General features: G+C 65.1%; 17 protein-coding genes. 9 read left to right on the forward strand and 8 right to left on the reverse strand.

Annotated elements, in window-relative coordinates; all coding sequences use genetic code 11:
* Positions 1-67: 67 nt before the first annotated feature.
* Together NFG58_RS18065 and NFG58_RS18070 are read right to left on the reverse strand one after the other, a co-directional pair.
* A complete protein-coding gene (locus tag NFG58_RS18065) occupies positions 68-2,404 on the reverse strand; it encodes an ATP-dependent DNA helicase (protein WP_348827115.1) in 2,337 nt (778 codons plus the stop codon).
* Entirely contained in the window at positions 2,397-4,091 is a 1,695-nt protein-coding gene (locus NFG58_RS18070) for a VRR-NUC domain-containing protein (protein WP_222516094.1), read from the reverse strand. The genes NFG58_RS18065 and NFG58_RS18070 overlap by 8 nt, the downstream gene beginning before the upstream one ends.
* A 428-nt stretch (positions 4,092-4,519) precedes the next feature.
* Here NFG58_RS18070 and NFG58_RS18075 point away from each other — a divergent pair, with 428 nt between their 5' ends.
* The 4 genes from NFG58_RS18075 (at position 4,520) to NFG58_RS18090 (ending at position 7,538) form a co-directional block, all read left to right on the forward strand.
* Positions 4,520-5,299 carry a 3-hydroxybutyrate dehydrogenase gene (locus NFG58_RS18075; protein ID WP_045991236.1) on the forward strand — a complete coding sequence of 260 codons (780 nt, stop codon included), beginning with the start codon at positions 4,520-4,522 and terminating at the stop codon, positions 5,297-5,299.
* Between the two features lie 121 nt (positions 5,300-5,420).
* Positions 5,421-6,449 (forward strand): patatin-like phospholipase family protein, encoded by a 1,029-nt coding sequence (locus NFG58_RS18080; protein WP_045991237.1) that lies wholly within the window; start codon positions 5,421-5,423, stop codon positions 6,447-6,449.
* 258 nt (positions 6,450-6,707) lie between these two features.
* Positions 6,708-7,088 (forward strand): carboxymuconolactone decarboxylase family protein, encoded by a 381-nt coding sequence (locus NFG58_RS18085; protein WP_052704215.1) that lies wholly within the window; start codon positions 6,708-6,710, stop codon positions 7,086-7,088.
* 60 nt (positions 7,089-7,148) lie between these two features.
* Positions 7,149-7,538, forward strand: coding sequence for a cupin domain-containing protein (locus NFG58_RS18090; protein WP_052704216.1), 390 nt, complete (start codon positions 7,149-7,151; stop codon positions 7,536-7,538).
* 368 nt (positions 7,539-7,906) lie between these two features.
* On the opposite strand, the gene NFG58_RS18095 is transcribed toward NFG58_RS18090, so the two are convergent.
* Both NFG58_RS18095 and NFG58_RS18100 read right to left on the reverse strand, forming a co-directional pair.
* The gene (locus tag NFG58_RS18095; RefSeq protein WP_108449724.1) at positions 7,907-8,944 is read right to left on the reverse strand and encodes a nitronate monooxygenase; all 1,038 of its coding nucleotides are present in this window, start codon (positions 8,942-8,944) and stop codon (positions 7,907-7,909) included.
* Positions 8,941-9,501 carry a retropepsin-like aspartic protease gene (locus NFG58_RS18100; protein ID WP_108132253.1) on the reverse strand — a complete coding sequence of 187 codons (561 nt, stop codon included), beginning with the start codon at positions 9,499-9,501 and terminating at the stop codon, positions 8,941-8,943. The genes NFG58_RS18095 and NFG58_RS18100 overlap by 4 nt, the downstream gene beginning before the upstream one ends.
* 134 nt (positions 9,502-9,635) lie before the next feature.
* On the opposite strand from NFG58_RS18100, the gene NFG58_RS18105 reads away from it, so the two are divergent.
* Complete coding sequence (locus tag NFG58_RS18105; protein WP_348827116.1) at positions 9,636-10,901, forward strand: homoserine O-acetyltransferase; 1,266 nt, start codon at positions 9,636-9,638, stop codon at positions 10,899-10,901.
* A gap of 208 nt (positions 10,902-11,109) precedes the next feature.
* The gene (locus NFG58_RS18110) at positions 11,110-11,727 is read left to right on the forward strand and encodes a flavin reductase family protein (RefSeq protein ID WP_348827117.1); all 618 of its coding nucleotides are present in this window, start codon (positions 11,110-11,112) and stop codon (positions 11,725-11,727) included.
* Positions 11,728-11,816: 89 nt separating this feature from the next.
* On the opposite strand, the gene NFG58_RS18115 is transcribed toward NFG58_RS18110, so the two are convergent.
* Positions 11,817-12,575: a sulfite exporter TauE/SafE family protein gene (locus tag NFG58_RS18115; RefSeq protein ID WP_045991241.1), complete on the reverse strand. Its 759-nt coding sequence runs from the start codon at positions 12,573-12,575 to the stop codon at positions 11,817-11,819.
* A gap of 65 nt (positions 12,576-12,640) precedes the next feature.
* Entirely contained in the window at positions 12,641-13,990 is a 1,350-nt protein-coding gene (locus tag NFG58_RS18120; RefSeq protein ID WP_231498595.1) for an MFS transporter, read from the reverse strand.
* A gap of 164 nt (positions 13,991-14,154) precedes the next feature.
* Between NFG58_RS18120 and NFG58_RS18125 the strand changes: the two genes are divergently transcribed.
* Positions 14,155-14,979 carry a helix-turn-helix transcriptional regulator gene (locus NFG58_RS18125; protein ID WP_348827118.1) on the forward strand — a complete coding sequence of 275 codons (825 nt, stop codon included), beginning with the start codon at positions 14,155-14,157 and terminating at the stop codon, positions 14,977-14,979.
* A 9-nt stretch (positions 14,980-14,988) separates the two neighbouring features.
* Here the strand turns inward: NFG58_RS18125 and NFG58_RS18130 are convergent, their stop codons facing one another.
* Positions 14,989-15,771 carry an autotransporter outer membrane beta-barrel domain-containing protein gene (locus NFG58_RS18130; protein ID WP_348827119.1) on the reverse strand — a complete coding sequence of 261 codons (783 nt, stop codon included), beginning with the start codon at positions 15,769-15,771 and terminating at the stop codon, positions 14,989-14,991.
* A 9-nt stretch (positions 15,772-15,780) separates the two neighbouring features.
* Complete coding sequence (locus NFG58_RS18135) at positions 15,781-16,122, reverse strand: hypothetical protein (protein WP_348827120.1); 342 nt, start codon at positions 16,120-16,122, stop codon at positions 15,781-15,783.
* A 199-nt stretch (positions 16,123-16,321) separates the two neighbouring features.
* On the opposite strand from NFG58_RS18135, the gene NFG58_RS18140 reads away from it, so the two are divergent.
* Together NFG58_RS18140 and NFG58_RS18145 are read left to right on the forward strand one after the other, a co-directional pair.
* Positions 16,322-17,527 (forward strand): hypothetical protein, encoded by a 1,206-nt coding sequence (locus NFG58_RS18140; protein WP_348827121.1) that lies wholly within the window; start codon positions 16,322-16,324, stop codon positions 17,525-17,527.
* A 309-nt stretch (positions 17,528-17,836) separates the two neighbouring features.
* Positions 17,837-19,300: an aminotransferase gene (locus NFG58_RS18145; RefSeq protein WP_348827122.1), complete on the forward strand. Its 1,464-nt coding sequence runs from the start codon at positions 17,837-17,839 to the stop codon at positions 19,298-19,300.
* Positions 19,301-19,355: the final 55 nt, after the last annotated feature.

Below are 19,355 nucleotides of genomic sequence, written 5' to 3' on the forward strand. Positions count from 1 at the left end.
GGCCAGTCTGCCCAGGCAAGGGCAGAGAACGGACAAGGGCAGCGACAGGTCAGACACAGGGACGACGTCAGCGCCGGGCCGTTTCCCACCAGCGGGGCAGCCTCGCCTGCACCTCAGGTCTGACGAAGCGATCGTCCAGCAATACCAGGGTGCCAGTATCCTGGGGCCCGCGAATGACCCGCCCGGCCGCCTGGACCACCTTGATCAGCCCGGGGATACGATAGGCGTAGTCGTCACCGCGACCGAAGCGTTGCTCGAGGCGTGTCTTCAGCGCCTCCTGGCGGGCATCGCTGGGGGGTAGCCCCAGGGTGGCGACAAAGGCACCGATCAAACGCTCGCCGGGCAGGTCGACGCCTTCGGCGAAGGCGCCTCCGAGTACCGCGAAGGCGATTCCCTCACCCCCTGGCACAAAGTCCTCCAGAAAGGCCTCCCGCTCCGCCTCGCTCATGGCGCGTCGCTGGGCGCGCTGAGGAATGTCGGGATGGGCCTCGGCCAGGGCTTCTCGCACCTGCTCCAGGTAGGCGAAGCTCGAGAAGAACGCCAGATAGTGGCCGGGACGTCGACGGTACTGCGCGCTCATGACGTCGAGTATTCCCGGCAGGGATCGCTTCCGATCGCGGTAGCGGGTAGACAGCTGCGCGCACACCCGCACCTCGAGCTGCTCGGCGACAAAAGGCGACGCGACCTCGGACCATACCGTGTCCTCGGCTAGCCCCAGCAGGTCGATCTGATAGCGTGGTGGCGCCAGGGTCGCGGAAAATAGCACGCTTGCGTGAGCCGCGGCGAAACGGGGCCGCAGGAAGTCGGCGGGCACCTGGTTGACGATGGCCAGTCGTGCCCGCCCGCGCCCGTGACGGGTGAGCTCGCACAGCGAGTGATCACCGAAACGCTCCGCCAGCCGAACGAAGGCCAACGCCTCGAACAGGCAGTCGGTCAGCGCCGGCTGGGTGTCCTCCGGATGCTCGCCCAGGTGGTCGCCGATGGCACCACAGAGTCCCTGAAGGGAGCCGATCAACTCCGCCGGCAAGGCGTCGAGGGCAAACCAGCGTGGCGCTTCGCGACTGCCCGGGTCCTCTCCGCCGTGCTGACGCACCAGTGCCTGCCACTGCTTGATCACCCTGGCCAGAGGTTGGCGCAGCGCCCCCGGCGCCTCCTTTTGCAGGCGCGCCAGGCGACGCTGATCGAGGCTCGCCGAGTACATGCCACGGGCACGCTCGATCAGGTTGTGGGCTTCGTCCACCAGCACACCCAGGCGCCACTGTCGCGCCTGGGCCAAGCCGTGCAACAGCGCGCTCGAGTCGAAATAGTGATTGACGTCGCCGACCACCAGATCGCACCAGCGAGCCATCTCCTGGCCCAGGTAGTAGGGGCAGACGCGATGCTCAAGCGCCACCTGCCTGAGCCCGTCACGATCTAGCCAGCCCTGCTCCACAGCCGCCTGCCTCGCCTCGGGCAGGCGGTCGTAGAAGCCCTCAGCCAGAGGACAGCTATCTCCGTGGCAGGCCAGTTGCGGATGCTCGCAGGCCTTGTCCCGAGCGATCAGCTCCAGCGTGCGCAGCTTGCGCTGTGGGCCAGGGTCGAGCTGCGCCAGTGCCGCCAGCGCCAGCTGTCGGCCGGTGGTCTTCATGGTCAGAAAGGCGGCGCGGTCCAGCGCCTGGCGGGGCATCGCCTTGAGCAGCGGGAACAGGCTCCCCAGCGTCTTGCCGATGCCAGTCGGCGCCTCGATCAGCAGATCCCGGCCAGTGGCGACGGCCTTGTAGGTGGTCTCGGCCATCTCGCGCTGCCCAGGCCTGAACGCAGGGTAGGGAAACGTCAGACGGTCCAGCGCTTCATCTCTCCGCCGGCGATGTGAGGCTTCGGCCAGCGCCCAGGCTCGATAGGCGCGACAGGCCGACTCAAGCTCCTGCCACAGCGTGGCGGCCTCGGCCTCGACGCTCAGGCAAGTCTCGCGACCGCTGACCAGATCCAGATAGACCAGCGCCAGGGTAATCCGCTCGCGCCCCTGCTGGCGGCACCAAAGTGCGCCGTAGGCCCGCACCTGGGCCCAGTGCAACGCGCGCTGATTGTCGGCCATGCGCTCCAGGCGTCCCCGGTGGGTCTTGATCTCTTCGAGTCGCCCACCGTTCTCGGCCACACCGTCGATGCGCCCCTGGACCTTGAGACCCTCGAGGGTGGCGACCACCATCACCTCACTGCGGTAGCCTTCGCCACGTCGGGCCACGACGCGGGCATGCCCCTCTATCCCTTCCCGAGAGCTGGGGGCCGGGGTGAAGCGGTGATCCAGATCACCGCGTCTACCGGTGAACTCGCACAGTTCCCGCACGCCGACGCTGAGAGAGACCGACTCGGCCGTGTCCGAGGTGGCTGTCTCGGCATCGTCAGACGATGAAGATCCCTCAGCCATCGGACCACCTCACGTGGCACACCGACACCGGAATGCCGTGGCACTGGAAGTGCTCAAGCCAACGTCGCTGGTTGTCCTGCAGCCGGTCTCCTGGCGCCTTGACCTCGATCAGACGATAGCGGGGCTGGCCCTTGCCAGCATCGGGAAAGAACTGGATCAGGTCCGGCCAGCCCGATCGGTTGGCCTTGAGATCCTCGAGAAGGCGCTCGAACAGCACCGCCAGGTGTTCAGGCGCAATACAGTGAAGCGCCAGTTCCAGCAAGGCTTCGTCGAGCACTTCCCAGTAGACGAAGGGGTTGGCCAGCCCCTGCTTGTCGCGCCAGCGGGCCCTGATACGCTCGCGGTAGTCGCCGCTCGCCAGCGCCTCCAGGCAGGCATCGAAGCGATCACGCCGCCGCGATACGAAGTCTGGCCGATACAGATCCGCCGGCCCGCGATGGAAGGGATGAAAGAAGGCTCCCGGCAAGGGGGCGAAGATGACGTCCCAGCAGAGCAGCCCGAAGAGCCCGGCGAAGAGGTGATTCTCGACGTAGAAGGCTGGGGCCTCATCCCGGGCCAGGTGATCACGCAGCGCCAGCTCCACCGAGCCACTGGCCGCCAGCGATAGTGGCGGCAAGCTCAGGCTCCAGCTCTGCGGCGGCGCCTGTGCTGCCGGCTTGAGCACCGGCAGACCCAGGCGGCGCTGCAATCGCGGCACCAGCCGGGCAAGCGCCTGGCGCTCGGCGTCGTCCAGCGGTGCCTCGAGCGCCTGGGTCGCCAGCGTCAACGCCTGGTGATGCTCTCCCTCTCGCTCCAGCAGGCGCAGTCGACGCACCCGCGCTTCGCCCGGGCCAGCAAAGGAGAAGATCTCCAGCGCCAGCGCCACCTGCCCCTCTCGCTGGGCCTGCTGGCCCAGACGCAGCAGCAGGCGAGACCGCCGTGCCGCGAGCCAGGGGTTGTCGTCGGGCAGCCTTGGTACTGCCGACCAGATATCAGCCACGGCTTCGCCGTCGTCGAATCGCTCTCGCAGCCGATGCAGGCAGAGATAGGCATCCACCTCCTGACGCTGCTGAAACCCCCGCGACGCGGGATCGAAACTCACCCGTTCATAGCGCATATGGCCAAGCTCGGCCATCACGAAATCGGACCAGCTCTGGCGCAGATTGCCGAAGAACATCAGGCGCAGTCGATCACACACCGACATTACCGAGACCCGCACCAGGGTCTCGTCGGACTCAGGCCACCAGGCGCTCCAGCGCCGCGGCGTGAACTGGCCGTCCAGCGCCTCGCACAGACGTGACTTGGAGACCGAGGTGGGCAGACCGCAAGCGGACACAGTTTCGGCGAAGACCCGTCGAGCCTCGGGCAGGCGCAACTGTGCAAGCAGGTCATCGAGACTCAGCACGGGATCAAGCTCCACCAGCTGCGCCGCCGCCAGTCGGCTCAGCGCCTGCTCGAGATCATCGACCTCGGTGTAGACCAGGCGACTTGTGCGAAACAGCTCACCCTTGCGCGAGACCATGCGGACCAGCAACGCCTGGGCTGCCTCCGGCAGCTCGCCGAAGGCCATGATAAAGCGCTGTTCTGGCTCTGCCAGCAGGTCGGCGTGGCGTGCCATCACCCAGTCGAGCACAAACTGAAAGTGACGCAGATAGTAGAGAGGATCGTCGCGCAGGTCGGCGGGTAGCGTGGGCGACTTGGGATTCATGCAGGCATTTTACCAGTGGTTCGCTGCGCTCCCAAGGAAGTTACCGACGCGCGCCCGGGTATTCGTCAGGCGGCAAACGGCTTTGCTGCTAAGCATTGATGAGCATTATGTGGATAAAGCCATTTCAGCAAAAGCCGAATCTTGCATGCCAGTCTATGCTGGTGACACTGTCGAGCAAGGCCATGACCAACGAGCCTGCTGCCGGCCTGCCGCCTGATCGGACTCGGTGAAACACGTCGAGCTCTGTGGAGCTGGTCGATGTCGATGACGGCATCGACAAAGCTCGTCGATACAGCCCGACGATGAAGCCATCGAAAAAGCTCGTCGACGAAGCGAGGCCAGTGAAGCGACCTATCGGTCAAGCCATGAACACGCTGCAAGTTCCTGCCGGCCAGCGCCGGCGATCTCGTCTCTAGAGGAAGTGATCCATGCCCCAGCAGAAGACCGCCATCATCACCGGCTCCACCAGCGGTATCGGTCTCGGTATCGCCGAAGGCTTCGCCAAGGCGGGCATCAACCTGGTCATCAACGGTATCGAGGCCGCCGCGGACGTGGAGGCCACCCGTGCCAGTCTCGAAAAGCACGGCGTCAAGGTCGTCTATGACAACGCCAACATGATGGACCCCGGCGAGATCAGCGCCATGCACAAGCGGGCCGAGGCAGAATTCGGCAGCGTGGACATCATCGTCAACAACGCCGGTATTCAGCACGTGGCACCGGTGGACGAGTTCCCCGAGGACAAGTGGAACGCGATCATCGCCATCAACATGAATTCCGCTTTTCACCTGACCAAGGCCGCCTTGCCTGGCATGAAGGCACGTGGCTGGGGGCGAGTGATCAACATCGCGTCCGCCCATGCTCTGGTGGCATCGCCTTTCAAGTCGGCCTATGTGGCCGCAAAGCACGGCGTTCTGGGACTGACCAAGACCGTGGCGCTGGAAGTCGCCGAACACGGCATCACCGTCAATGCCATCTGCCCGGGATACGTGCTGACGCCTCTGGTCGAGAAGCAGATTCCCGACACCGCCAAGGCACGCGGTATCTCCGAGGACTCGGTCATTCGCGACGTCTTGCTCGCCAACCAGCCGACCCGCCAATTTGTCACCACCGAACAACTGGCGGCCACGGCGCTGTTCCTGTGTTCGGACGGCGCCGCCTCCATGACGGGAATCGCCCTGCCGGTCGATGGCGGCTGGACAGCACACTGAAGCACCGTTCGACAGGGTAGAGCATGCGGCGAACCTGCCGCCGACGCCGCTGCTGCCGCACTTTTCCCGGCAAGGGAAGACGGCCTCACGGACGACCGCACCAAGATGACAGGAGAGCTTGATGGCCAAGCCACCCAAGAAAATAAGTCTGGCACTTCAGGGTGGAGGCGCTCACGGCGCCTTTACCTGGGGGGTCCTCGATGCCCTGCTCGACGACCCATGCATCGAGATCGAGGCCATTTCCGGCACCTCCGCTGGCGCCATGAACGCTGTCGTTCTGGCCGATGGTCTGGTCCAGGGCGGGCGAGAGGCTGGGCGCGAAAAACTGGAAACGTTCTGGCGTGCCGTGTCTCAGTCGGCGCGCTTCAGCATTCTGCAGCGCACCCCCTGGGATCGTCTTAGCGGAAACTGGAGCCTCGACTACTCGCCGGGCCACGTCTACTTCGACCTGATGACGCGATTCTTCTCGCCGAGCCAGTTCAACCCCATGAAGTACAACCCCCTGCGGGACATCATCGTCGAGCAGGTCGACTTCGACAATGTGTGTGGCTGCGACCAGATGAAGGTCTTCGTGGCCGCGACCAACGCCGAGACCGGGCGCGTCAAGATCTTCGATCGCGCCGAACTCACCCCCGACATGGTGATGGCGTCGGCCTGCCTGCCCTTCCTGTTCGAAGCGGTCGAAGTCGACGGGGTGCCCTACTGGGACGGCGGCTATTCCGGCAATCCTCCGCTGTTTCCCTTCTATCACACCACCGAGTCCCGAGACATCCTGATCGTCCAGGTCAATCCGGTGGAGCGTGAGGGGTCGCCGACCAGCGCCCAGGAGATCCTCAATCGCACCAACGAGATCACCTTCAATGCCAGTCTACTCAAGGAGTTGAGGGCCCTCGCCTTCGTCAAGCGACTGATCCACGAAGGCCACCTCGACCCCAAGAACTATCGCGACATGCTGGTCCATATCATCGATAGCCAGGACCTGCTGAAACCCCTCGGGGCCTCATCGAAGCTCAACGCCGAGTGGGACTTCCTGTGCCATCTGCGAGATCTCGGCCGCAAACGCGCCCAGGACTGGATCGAGCAACACTACGACGACATCGGCAAGCAGGACAGCGTCGACTTGAGAGCCATGTTCGAGGGCACCCACTGATCGGCAACGGGTCCCGATAGGCGTTATGGCATAGCGGTGCCGGTAAGGTTGCAGGCCCGGCACCGACCAAGCTGAGCAAACGGATCAGTCCGACAAGAAGTGATGACTCAGCAAGATAAAACAGTCGTATGTTTCAAACGACATAGAGATTGGTAGCGGCAAAAAAATGGCTTGTCTTCCTGCTGCCGCCGATTACGGAAAGGCCGACACGGAATGCGATTACCCCGACCACTACCGTCGCCATGAGGATGCTGGAAAATGAGTTCCACCGCCGTTTCACCCAACATGGAGAAGGGACTCGCCTTCTTCCGCAAGCACAATCCCGCCGCCGCACAAGCGTTGGAGGAAAAGCTCGGTGACTTCGCCCCCGACCTGATGCGCCTGGTCGCCGAATTCCCCTTTGGCGAAATGTACGGTCGTGATGGCCTGGACCCCAAGCTGCGCCAGAGCGCCACGCTCTCGGCACTGGCCTGTGGAGGCCACGAGAATCAGCTACGCATCCATATCGGCATCGCACGCTCACTGGGCTTCACCCGTGACGAGCTGGTCGAACTGTTCATGCAGCTGGCGCCCTATGCCGGCTTCCCGGTCACCATCAATGCGGTGCTGGCCGTCAAAGACATCTACCCCGATACCTGAAGATCACCACGGTGATACACGCCCCACCAAACCCAACGCTGCGCAAGAAGGAATTACGCCATGTTTGAACATCAGAAAAATCCGCCGATGGAACCCGTTGACGAGGTCGATACCACACTGGCCTACATCGACCTTGCGGACGTCAAGCTGCCGGCAGGCGCTGCACCGCTAGAGCAACGTCACCTGCGCTTCCGCCGCGTCGACGTGGCACCAGGTGGCATCGTGCCTTACCACTCCCACGAGAACCGCCCGGCTATCCTGTTCGTGTTCCAGGGCGAGATCGTCGAGTACAACTCCAAGCATGAGCAGCCGCGCGTTCACAAGGCGCCGTCGATCATCGCCGAGTTCAACGAGATCTGGCACTGGTGGAAGAACGAGACAGACGGTGACGTCATCATCTACGCCGCGGACCTGGCCGAGACCGAGAAGTGCGCCGAAGGCGAGTGCTGATCGACAGACCGAAAGCATGCTCGGCGATGTCGTTCGCCCCGCCGCAAGGCGGTAATACATCGGTAAAGCAATAATCAACCGATATCAGCAGAAGCCGCGGCCACTCATCGCCGAGTGCCGCGGCTTTTTTATGCCAGAGCGAAGCTGGATGTTATGCCAGAGCGCCGAGGCCTTGCGTGCCAGAGCGAAGCCGCATGTTATGCAAACGCGCCACGACCTTGTGTGCCAGAGCGAAGCCGCATGTTATGCAAACGCGCCGCGGATTTCCGAAGCGTTAGCGCTGCCTCGCGACCCTGACCTGCCCCCAGGAACCGCAATCTACGCTTGTCGCCAGGTTGGCGTTGCGAGCGCACAGGAAGACGTGCTCCTCATTGCTCCTCGAGTTCTCCTGCCAGCCACTGGAGTTGCTCGGCCACCGGTACCTCACGACAGTGGCGCCGATTCTGGCCCGCCCACAGCGGAGAAAAGTCACCGCTGCAACGGGACTCGTGGGCCGCGCGCAGCTCGCACAGGGCGCTGGCAGCCAGCGGAAAGTCGGGTACCTCATCCGACAGCGGCCCCAGCTCGCGCATGGCACGATTGACGATCCCGCGGGCGGGCCGACCGGAGAAGACATTGGTGATGTCGGTGGAGGCTTCATCATCCAGCAGCGCCCTGCGGTGGACGGCCCTCACCGATGCCTCGGGGCAGCACAGCAGTGCGGTACCGATCTGGACCGCTTGGGCGCCCAGATCCAGTGCCTGCCGGACCCCCTGGGGGTCGCCGATCCCTCCGGTCGCCACCACCGGCAACGAGATAGCCTCGACCACCCGGGGCAGCAATGACGCCAGCGGCAACTGAAGACTCAGGTCGTCACTCAAGAAATGTCCCCGGTGACCGCCTGCTTCAAGGCCCTGGGCGATCACCACGTCGGCGCCATGGGCTTCCAGCCACCGGGCCTCATCCACCGTGGTGGCGGTAGACAGCACCAGCGCACCGCAGGCCTTCACCCGCTCGACCAGTTGTGCCTCAGGTAGACCGAAATGAAAGCTCACCACGGCGGGACGGTGGCGCTCGACGATGGCACAGGCATCGCTGTCGAACGGCCGTCTGGTAGGCGTGTCACTTGGAGGTGGCGGCGCGATTCCCAACTCTTCATGGTAAGGGGCCAGCAACGCTCGCCACTTCTCCAGTCGACTCGGTTGAGGCTCGGGCGACACATGGCTGAAGAAGTTGACGTTGACCGGGCCTTGTCCTTCCACCGCTGCAAGGGCCTGATCCAGCGCCTCGAGGGCCAGCATGCCGGCAGGCAGGCCTCCCAGACCTCCGGCTGCGGTGACCGCAAGCGCCAGTGTCTCGTCCTGGGCGCCGGCCATGGGAGCCTGGAGGATGGGCCACTTCAGCCGCAATCGAGAGAGCGCGGTCATGGTTGAATCTCCTTGTGTGGAGCGGCGTCGGCTCTCGGTGACGAGGAGCCGCGCGCCTGCAATTCCAGGATATCGCCACGGATGGCAATGTCGAAGCGTCCGAGAAAGCTCATGCCCAGCAGCGCCGTCTCACCTTCCATGCCCGGGCTGATGGAGCCATCGACCCGAGTCGCCGACAGGCCGCCCAGGGTAACGCTGTCGAGGCGTGTCAGGGTGCCTTGTGCACGACCATTGGCGGTATGAAACCAGGCGCTGCCGAGGTCCGGCAACGACAGTCTTGCCGCCAGATCTCCCGGCAGAGCGACACGGGTAGCGCCGGTGTCGACAAGGAAGGTCACCGGCGTGCCATTGATACTGCCGGGCGCAACGAAGTGTCCGCCAGGCCCGCGCTTGAGCCTCAACGGCTCGCCCTCGGCCACCTGATTCAGGTTGGCATTGGGGTTCAGGCGCTGCTCCAGCCAGGACGTCGCCCACCAGCCACCGAGCCCCATGAACAGCACCCAGAACAACAGCATCATGGCGAGCCCGGGGCCACGTGTCCCCTGTCGCTGGGTCATCGGTTTCTCCTCACGGGCGGTTTCGTCCTCCTCGCGCCGGGACGACGAAGGCAGCATGGCGAAGGCGCCAGGTGAACGCTGTACTGGTGTCTGTACGCGGCATCGTCCGCGCCAACCACCACCAGGGAAGGTTCATGATGACAGTTTATGCGTCCGCTCTCCATGACCGGCGCCAGCCTGGCGTCGCCGTCGCCCTTGGCCTCCTCGTCGCCTCGATCTGGCTTATCGCCTCGCCGGCACTGGCCAGCGCCGACAACGATGACGAGGCGGCCTCCACCGGCCTGGACAATGTCACCAAACAGGTCTTCGAGATGCCAAGCTACACCACCGTCGGCGGTGACACCATCGCCCCGGTCAGAGTCGGCTGGGAGGCCTATGGCGAGCTTAACGAGGCAGGCGATAACGCCATCCTGATCACCCACTTCTTCTCCGGCACCAGTCACGCCGCCGGCCGCTATGACGGTGAAGAGACCCCCGGCTACTGGGATGCCATCATCGGCCCCGGCAAGCCGCTCGACACCGACCGCTATTACGTCGTGTCGTCGGACACCCTGGTCAACCTCAACGCCGGCGACCCCAGAGTCACCACCACCGGTCCTGCCAGTCACAACCCCGACACCGGCGAGCCCTGGGGCACCGACTTCCCGTTGGTAACCATTCGCGACTTCGTCAATGTGCAGAAGGCCTTGCTGGATGATCTCGGTATCCAGCGCTTGCACGCGGTGATGGGGGCCTCCATGGGAGCGCTGCAGGCTTACGAGTGGGCCAGCGCCTATCCCGAGCGGGTCGAACGCCTGATTCCGGTGATCGGTGCGGGCGTGGCCGATCCCTGGCTGATCGCCAGCCTGGACGCCTGGGCCGCTCCCATCACGCTGGACCCCAACTGGCGCGGCGGTGACTACTACGCACAGACGCCACCGCTCGACGGTCTACGCGAGTCGTTGAAGCTGATCACCCTGCAGGCCAACCACTGGCGTTGGGCGGACGCCACCTTCGACCGCGACTGGGCCGACGCCAACACCTCACCGATGAGCTCACTGGAAGCCCAGTACGAGGTCGAGGCGACCCTGGACAGCGTCGCCGAACAGCGGGCTGCCACCGCCGACGCCAACCATCTGCTGTACCTGGTCAAGGCCAACCAGGCCTTCATGACCGGCCATGGCGACAGCCTGGAGGCGGGCCTGGCCGCCATCGAGGCCCCGACCCTGATGCTCTACAGCGAAGACGACCTGGTGTTCTCGCCCCAGAAGGTTCGCGAGACCGCCGCACTGATCGAGGCCGACGGCACCCCGGTGACCCTCGAGGCCCTGGAGGGTGACCGAGGCCACATCGACGGCGTGGTGAACATCCAGCAGGCCGAAAAGCAGTTGCGTGACTTCCTCGAGGCACCGATTCCCTGAACGCTCGCCGTCGCCGACCAGGCACCGGGGCCTGATTGGCGGCCCTGGCGCCTTTCCAGGACCGAGGCGATGGCCTCGATCACGCATCTCCGCCAAGGCTGGACCTGTCGGGCTCGGCGTGCTGGGATAGCGCCTGGACCGCCCCACGCCAACTGGCACCAGCACAACGGGTGCTGTTGCAACGACAATGAACACAAGGAGTTCGACAGTGAGCGACGACGCCACCCTCAAGGTCAGCGAGCTGGACGCCGGCCTGATCTATCGACTGTTCTCCGGAGCCATCGCTCCGCGTCCCATCGCCTGGGTGTCGACCCTGAGCGAGAGCGGTCACGCCAATCTGGCGCCCTTCTCGTTTTTCAATGTGGCCAGCGTCGATCCCCCCGTGCTGGCGTTTTCTCCATTGCTCAACGGCGAAGGCGCCACCAAGGACACCATCGCCAACCTCAAGCAGGTCGGCGAGTGCATCGTGCATATCGGTGGTGAGGCGCTGGCCGAGGCGCTCAACGCCACCAGCGCAAGCCTGCCGCCCGAGGGAGACGAGTTCGACCATGCCGGGTTGACCAAGGCCAGCCTGGGAGACCTGCGGGTACCGCGTATTCAGGAGGCACCGGTTGCCTTCGGCTGTCGCCTTCACGATATCCTGCACTTCGGCGACCGTCCGCTGTCAGGCAACCTGGTACTGGCCGAGGTGACCGTCATCCACGCCGATCCCCGGGTGTGGAACGGTCGACACGTCAGCTGCGACGCCCTGGCCCCGATCGGGCGCTTGGCCGGCAGCGACTACGCACGCTGCACCGACCTGTTCTCACTGGAACGTCCGAAGTAACGAACCCTGGGGCGCCCCGGCAACGCCTGACGGCGCCTGCAACGGCCCAATGCAGCTCTCGATGAAGCTCGGGTCGCCCGGGTCGTTGCTCAAGCCGCAAGCAGCGAACGCGTCACCAGGTAGCCGCCCATGGCCAGCAGGCCAAGCAGAAACACCTGGCGAAAGCGCGCCTCGGATAGCCGGCGTCTGAGCCAGGCGCCCCACCACATGCCAAGACTCGCCGGCAGCAGCGCCAGGCTCGACGCCAGCAGCAGGTCGGTGGAGAGCAAGTCCCTCTCGCCGAGTGCCAGCGCCAGGCTCAGGGTCGACAAGCTGAACAACAGCCCCATGGCCTGAACCAGGGCGTCCCGTGACAGACCGATGGCCTGCAGAAAGGGCACCCCGGGGAAGACGCTGGAGCCTGTCAGCCCGGTCAGGACGCCATTCATCGCGCCGACGGCGCCGGCCTGGACCGGGCTTCCCGAGAAGCGCAGCCGTCGCCCGCTCAGATTCATCAGTGCGTAGAGCATCAGCAACAGCCCCAGCAGCAACGACAGCCAGTGAGCCTCGACGCTGGCCAGCACCCATACCCCCGGCCAGACCGCCAGCACCGCCGCCAACAGAAACAACCAGAGCCGACGGCATAGCGCCAGCAGATGCCCTCCCACCAGGGCCTGCCAGACGTTGGTGACCACCGTGGGCACCAGCATCAGCGCCATGGCCAGAGGCAGCCCCAGGGTCGCGGTCAACAGCGCCAGCAGTACCGTGGGCATGCCCATGCCGAGCACTCCCTTGACCAGTCCTGCCAGGACGAAGATGGCCGACAAAAGGATCAGAGTATCGGGTGCGAACAGCGCGTCCGGCAGCATTCAAACGTCCTCGGAGCGGGTCTCTCGGCCAAGGTCCTCGATAGCGTTCCCTCGGCCCAGGTGGTTCAGTGCGTATCGTCCAGCCTGGCTTCCCACTCCCCTGCCACCCGCTGGCCGCGGCGCTGATTGACGCCAGCGCAGATCACGATGGCGATGATGAAGAAGGCAGCGCACAACAGGATCGAAGCCTTGAGCCCCACCGCCGCCTGCAGCAGTCCCAGGCCGACGATACCGATGACCCCCGCCAGCTTGTTGGCCAACCCCCAGAACCCGAAGAACTCGGCCGCCTTCTGGCGGGGCGAGAACAGGCCTACCAGGACCCGGCTGGCCGACTGGCTGGAGCCGAGGCTGAGGCCCGCCAGGCAGCCGACCACCAGAAACAGTTGCTCGGCCTGCCAGTCGAGTCCCCAGGTAGCGTTTAGCCAGGCGGTGACCTCGGGGGTGGCCCAGATGGCCAGGATCGCCAGCACCCACAGCACCAGAGTCATCAGATAGGTCACCAGGGTACCGATGCGGTCCTGGATAAAGCCAAATCCGAGTGCCCCTGCCGCGGCGGTGATCTGGACGATGATGAACATCAGGTTGCGGGTGCTTTCCTGCCAGCCGATGACCTGGGCGCCATAGATGAAGGCGAAGGCGATGATGATGTAGACGCCAGCCATGGAGAACAGCACCGAGGTCAGAAACAGACCCAGGTCACGGAACCGACGCAGCTCGTGCAAGGTGGTCGATACCCGCTGCCAGGCGATGCGGGCGAAGGGCTGGCGATGGGGCTGTGGTTCGGCGCGCTCCTTGAGCCAGACGAAGGTTGGTATCGCCGCCAACAGGAAGAATCCCGCGGCGAAGGGCCCGACCCAACGGATCCGCTCGAAGTTATCCGCGGTGGCCTCGCCCAGTATGGCCAGGGTGAAGCCCGCTGCCACCAGTCCGCCGACGTAGCCCAGCGCCCAGCCGAAACCGGAGATGGCGCCGAGCTTCTCTGGCGGCCCAAGCCCCGGAAGAAAGGCCGCGATAAAGGACTCACCCATGGAGTAGGCGTAGTTGGACAGGATGATCAACACAAAGCCCAGCGCCACGTAGCCCGGCTCGACGAAGTAGAGCATGGCGGTGGTGGCGATGGTGGCCAGATAGCTGGCAAACAGGAAGCGCTTCTTTTCGGCGCGGTAGTCCATCACCGCACCACACAGCGGACCGGTCACCACCACCAGCAGAAAGCTCAGCGCCAGCGCCAGGCTCCACAGCAGGTTGGCCAGGCGAAAGTCGTCGCCTCGGTCGCCGACGATCACCGTGGTGAAGAGTTCACCGAACACCACGGTGATGATCAGCAGGGTGTAGGCCTGATTGGCGAAGTCGAACATCGCCCAGCCGAAGATCTCGCGCCGGCTCGCCCTGTCGCCGCCCCTTGGAGTCGTCATGCTCACGCTCATGCTGCCGTCCCGTTGGCAAAGGAGTCCAAGATAGCAGCCCGACTCGCCCCAGCGCCACGTCACGCCGAGCCCGGCAGACCCTCGGGACGACCACTGACACCAATAACGAAGTGATACAGTGTGGGCTTCAGACTTTCGACCCAGCGAGCCTCATGACTCCCATCGACTACCTGGCATCCAGCGCGGCCCAGGCCTGGCACCAACGACTGGCTGGCCTGATTCAGGGTGCCGATCGCAGCGACCTTCCGCGACAGCTGGAGCAGGCACTCGCCGAGCTGGTGCCCCTGGACACCCTGATCCTGCATGCCTACCAGGGCCGAGGCCGTCCGCGAGTGGTCCATGACAACTATCCCCCCGAACGCCGCCAGCGCGACATCGACCCTTATCTGAGTCGCGTCTACCTGCTCGACCCGATGTTCCAGGCCATCGAGTCTGGTCAGGATAACGGTACCCATCGACTGCGCGATCTGGCGCCGGACCGTTTCGAGAGCAGCGAGTACTACCACCACTACTATCGCGGCCTGGGACTCAAGGATGAGATCGGACTCTTCGCACGGGTCAGCGACGACACCGTGATGGTGCTGTCTCTCGGCTTCCGTACCCAGTCGCCACCGGTGACTCGGCGCACCGTACAGGCGCTACGCCACCTGACGCCCATCGTCGAAGCCCTGCTTCAGCGGTTCTGGAGCTGGCAACGCAGTGCCTTCGAACCGCAACACCAGGAGGTCGAGCCCGTCGACGCCGCCTTCTCGAGTTTTGGCCAGGGTGTGCTCACCCGCCGCGAGCAGGATATCGTGCGCCTGCTGCTCGCGGGCCACTCGGCCAAGTCGGCGGCGCGAGAGCTCGGCATCAGCGACGGCACCGTCAAGGTCCACCGCAAGCACGTCTATCAGCGCCTGCAGGTCACGAGTCAGGCCGAGCTGTTTCGCGCCTTTCTCGATCACGTAGCGCTGATCTCCCGCCAGCAGCGTGACTGACGCACCCGCTCAGAAGCGGTAGGAGAGATACAACCGCCCCTCCCAGATATCCAGGTCATCATGGCCGATGCTGAGATAGCCGGCGCTGGCCTCGAGCAGGGTGGCCTCGCCGACAAACCAGCGAGCGCCAGTGCGCAGGGTACCCGTCAGGTCAGAAGGGTCCTCCCACTCCAGATCCTCGTTGAGGTAGCGCCCGTCGTTGGGCTGCTCGAAGGCCCAGTCCACCCCCAGTTCGGCGTAGGGCATGATCAGACCCGCGTGGTCAGTGTGGTAGATACGGCTAAGCTCACCACTGACCGACGCGACGCCAGTGCTGTAGGAGTCGCCGGGCACTTCCACCTCCACCGGTATCCCCAGGATCTTGCCGTCCAGGTCATAGTCGTCGCTGCGCTCACGGGAGTAGAACAGCGAGACGGTGGGACGCAACAGGGCCTCCCCCCAGCGGTACTGACCGTGGGCATTGAGCGCGCCGCCGAAGCTACGGGTGTCGAAGCTGCCATCCAGGGTCGCCAGTTCGGTGTCATTGTCACCCCAGCGCCAGATCAGCGATGCGTCCAACGCCCAGCGCTCGGACAGTCGATAGGCGACATAGGGCGAGATGCTGAAGCCATCGCTGTCGCTGTCCCAGGCGCCGCCAAAGTTGTCAGAGCGGCTCGAGTCGACGCTAAAACTGACACCCGCCACCGCCTGCTCCGACACCCAGCGGTCGACCCCCACCGCCACTACCTGGGCCTCGCCATCCAGATCCTGGCCATCACGGTCATCGGAGATATCGGTATAACGAGCATCCACCCAGGTGTTCTAGGGAGAGACCGGCTCTCCCTGACGCCCTGCGGTGATCGGCACCTGTTCCATCAAGGTGGCCTCCAGCGCGTTCCGGGTTCTTGCCTGGGCGTGCTGGCGCAGCAGGTTCTCGGGGCAGGTCACCACCGGCAGGGTGCCGTCGGCCAGCGGTGCGCCCCCGAGCCTGGGGTCGTGACGAGGGTCGATGCAGAGGTTAGCCGGCAGCGGCACCCGCCCGGCATACCACTCGGCCGCGTCGACACGGCCAACGATCTGGCCCTGGGGCATCGATGGCAAAGAGGGTGTCAGACCCGACGGCGGACGCTGTTCAGGCGGTACGACGCCGATGGGAGGTGTCACCCCGGAAGGTGGCCTAACATCCGGAGGCACGACACCGATGGGGGGCGCTACCTCGCCCGGCCGCGCAACGTTCGGAGGAAGGCTCCATTGCCCCAGGGTGGGCCGCCCCGGCGTCACCCCCACCGGCGGACGTTCGGGGGCGGGCACCGTACCTATCGGCGGCGTTACCCCGGTCGGCGGCCGGAAGCCCGGAGGCACCGTGCCTATCGGCGGCGTCACCCCGGTGGGTGGCCTGAAGTCCGGTGGCACCGTGCCTATCGGTGGCGTCACCCCGGTGGGTGGTCTGAAGTCCGGTGGCACCGTCCCTATCGGCGGCGTCACCCCGGTGGGTGGCCTGAAGTCCGGAGGCACCGTGCCTATCGGCGGCGTCACCCCGGTGGGTGGCCTGAAGTCCGGAGGCACCGTGCCTACCGGCGGCGTTACCCCGGTGGGTGGTCTGAAGTCCGGTGGCACCGTACCTATCGGCGGCGTCACTCCGGTGGGCGGCCTGAAGTCCGGAGGCACCGTGCCTATCGGTGGCGTCACCCCGGTGGGTGGCCTGAAGCCTGGAGGCACCGTGCCTATCGGCGGCGTCACCCCGGTCGGGGGTCGGAAGCCTGGCGGCACCGTGCCTATCGGTGGCGTCACCCCGGTCGGGGGTCGGAAGCCTGGAGGCACCGTGCCTATCGGCGGCGTCACCCCGGTCGGGGGTCGGAAGCCTGGCGGCACCGTGCCTATCGGTGGCGTCACCCCGGTCGGGGGTCGGAAGCCTGGCGGCACCGTCCCTATCGGCGGCGTCACTCCGGTGGGCGGCCGGAAGTTCGGTGGCACCGTCCCTACCGGCGGCGTCACCCCGGTGGGTGGCCGGAAGCCTGGCGGCACCGTACCTATCGGCGGCGTCACCCCGGTGGGTGGCCGGAAGCCTGGCGGCACCGTACCTATCGGCGGCGTCACCCCGCCAGGGCGGGAAAAATCAGGAAAGATCTTGCCGATGGGAGGGGAAATGCCCGGACGCTCCGGCATCGGGATCTGCCCGGCCGGCGGCAATGTGAAGCCACCCTTCTGGTTCTGGGTATCCAGCAGACAATCCTTGTTGCCCCCCAGATCCAGAAGCTTGTGCACACCACCGTTGCCGTTGGATACCACTGGCGACAGGGTCAGGTGCAGGCCGCCGGCATTGCGCGTCCACTCATCGACGCTCTGCTTTCCCTGCGCCGCCTCCAACCCGAAGTCACCCGGCGAGGTCCCCGACAACCACACCGAGCGCGAACCATCGTTGGTGACACCGACAAAAGCCAGCCCTCCCGAGGCACCACAGTTGGCGGCGATAGCGGGTAACGGGGCCGACATCAGAAAGGCGACAAGGGTGCCCAGGGCACGACGAGTAAAGGGTGGTGCTGGCAACATGGCAAAGTATCCGGACTGACCATTCAGCATCCGCCGCGCCAGAATCTGGGCCACCTCTTCCGGCACCTGCGGATCATTACGGCACAGCCTACACCAACGTCGGAGGATCGCTACGTCTGCCTCAAGTCTCGGTAGTGCCGTTTCGCGCACCCCTCTCTCAATCATGAGGTAGATCAAGGTCATGGCAACCTGAGTCGATCATAGGCTACCCCATCGGTGATACCGGCACTGCCGCCGCCTGGCGGCCCGAGGAGACCTACCCTCATAAGGATATGTCATCGACAGGGGCAGTCTGGCGAGACTGGAGACCTTCCCAAGGAGGTTTCCAATGACAACACCCGACACTCGCCTCTCGTCCCGCCCCTCGACTCCCGTCGCCGACACGGCTCCGGTTCCGGCCCCAGTCCCAACAACAGTGGATGCCGAGACCCTGTGGCGCCAGGATCGGGACCACTTCGTCCATCCCTTCACCGACTTCAGCGTCTTCCACGACAAGGGCTGCGAGCTGATCACCGATGCCGAGGGCATCCACGTTCAGGACATTCACGGCAACCGCTTTGTCGACGGCATCGCCGGGCTGTGGTGCGTCAACGTTGGCCACGGTCGTGCCGAGATCGGCCAGGCCATGGCCGAACAGGCCACCCGCATGGCCTACTTCTCGACCTTCAACAATCTGTCCAACGCACCGGCTACGCGGCTGGCCGCCAAGCTCGCCGAACTGGCCCCGGCCCACCTCAACCATGTCTTCTACAGCTGCGGAGGCTCCACCGCCAACGACGCCACCATCCGCCTGGTGCACTACTACTTCAACCGCCTGGGCAAGCCGAACAAGAAGCGTATCCTGTCGCGCCGCAACGCCTACCACGGCACCACCTACCTGGCCGCGAGCCTGACCGGCATCGAGAGCAACAACTGGGAATTCGACACCCTCGATGGTCTGGTCACCCATCTAAGCGAGGCCAACCTCTATCGTCGCCCCGAAGGCATGGATGAAGCACAGTACTGTGATCATCTGGTCGCGGAACTCGAGGCCACCATCGCCGAGATCGGCGCCGACAATATCGCCGCCTTCATCGCCGAGCCGATCATGGGAGCCGGCGGCGTACTGGTGGCCCCCCGGGGCTATCACGCCCGCATGCAGGAAGTGCTGCGCGCCCACGACATCCTGTATATCGCCGACGAGGTGGTCACCGGCTTCGGTCGCCTCGGCCACATCTTCGCCTCGGAAGCGGTATTCGACACCCAGCCCGACGTCATCAACCTGGCCAAGGGCCTGTCCTCGGGCTATGCCCCGCTCGGCGCGACCCTGATCTCCGACCGCCTCTACGAGGTGCTGGGCACGCCCCAGGGCAAGGGCGGAGTACTCAGCACCGGCTTCACCTACTCCGGACATCCGGTCAGTTGCGCCGCGGCGCTCAAGAATATCGAGATCCTCGAGCGAGAAGAGCTTTGCGCCAACGTCCGCGAGGTCGGCCCCTATCTGGAGCAGGCACTGGCGACGCTGTCACGACATCCCACCGTCGGCGACGTGCGCGGCAGCCACTTCATGATGTGCATCGAGAACGTGGCCGACAAGGACACCAAGGCGCTGTTCCCGGTGGACGCGCGTGTCGGCGATCGGGTGGCCTTCGAGGCCCAGCAGCGCGGACTGATCATTCGTCCGGTGGGGCATCTCAACGTGATCTCGCCGCCCCTGATCTGGACCCGCGACACCGTCGACGAGGCCGTCGCCATCCTCGACGAGGCGCTTGCCGCCACCGCCGAGTCCCTGCGTCGCGACGGCTATCTCTAGCCACGAACCCTCCTGCAACACGAGGCCGCGCTTTTTTGCCGCGCGGCCAGCGCAG

Source organism: Halomonas sp. RT37 (assembly GCF_040070525.1).
GTDB lineage: Bacteria > Pseudomonadota > Gammaproteobacteria > Pseudomonadales > Halomonadaceae > Halomonas > Halomonas litopenaei.

Coding starts and splice junctions, on each gene's coding strand:
- NFG58_RS18065 (WP_348827115.1), bottom strand. CDS start 2,404: ATGGCTGAGGGATCTTCATCGTCTGACGATGCCGAGACAGCCACCTCG.
- NFG58_RS18070 (WP_222516094.1), bottom strand. CDS start 4,091: ATGAATCCCAAGTCGCCCACGCTACCCGCCGACCTGCGCGACGATCCT.
- NFG58_RS18075 (WP_045991236.1), top strand. CDS start 4,520: ATGCCCCAGCAGAAGACCGCCATCATCACCGGCTCCACCAGCGGTATC.
- NFG58_RS18080 (WP_045991237.1), top strand. CDS start 5,421: ATGGCCAAGCCACCCAAGAAAATAAGTCTGGCACTTCAGGGTGGAGGC.
- NFG58_RS18085 (WP_052704215.1), top strand. CDS start 6,708: ATGAGTTCCACCGCCGTTTCACCCAACATGGAGAAGGGACTCGCCTTC.
- NFG58_RS18090 (WP_052704216.1), top strand. CDS start 7,149: ATGTTTGAACATCAGAAAAATCCGCCGATGGAACCCGTTGACGAGGTC.
- NFG58_RS18095 (WP_108449724.1), bottom strand. CDS start 8,944: ATGACCGCGCTCTCTCGATTGCGGCTGAAGTGGCCCATCCTCCAGGCT.
- NFG58_RS18100 (WP_108132253.1), bottom strand. CDS start 9,501: ATGACCCAGCGACAGGGGACACGTGGCCCCGGGCTCGCCATGATGCTG.
- NFG58_RS18105 (WP_348827116.1), top strand. CDS start 9,636: ATGATGACAGTTTATGCGTCCGCTCTCCATGACCGGCGCCAGCCTGGC.
- NFG58_RS18115 (WP_045991241.1), bottom strand. CDS start 12,575: ATGCTGCCGGACGCGCTGTTCGCACCCGATACTCTGATCCTTTTGTCG.
- NFG58_RS18120 (WP_231498595.1), bottom strand. CDS start 13,990: ATGACGACTCCAAGGGGCGGCGACAGGGCGAGCCGGCGCGAGATCTTC.
- NFG58_RS18125 (WP_348827118.1), top strand. CDS start 14,155: ATGACTCCCATCGACTACCTGGCATCCAGCGCGGCCCAGGCCTGGCAC.
- NFG58_RS18145 (WP_348827122.1), top strand. CDS start 17,837: ATGACAACACCCGACACTCGCCTCTCGTCCCGCCCCTCGACTCCCGTC.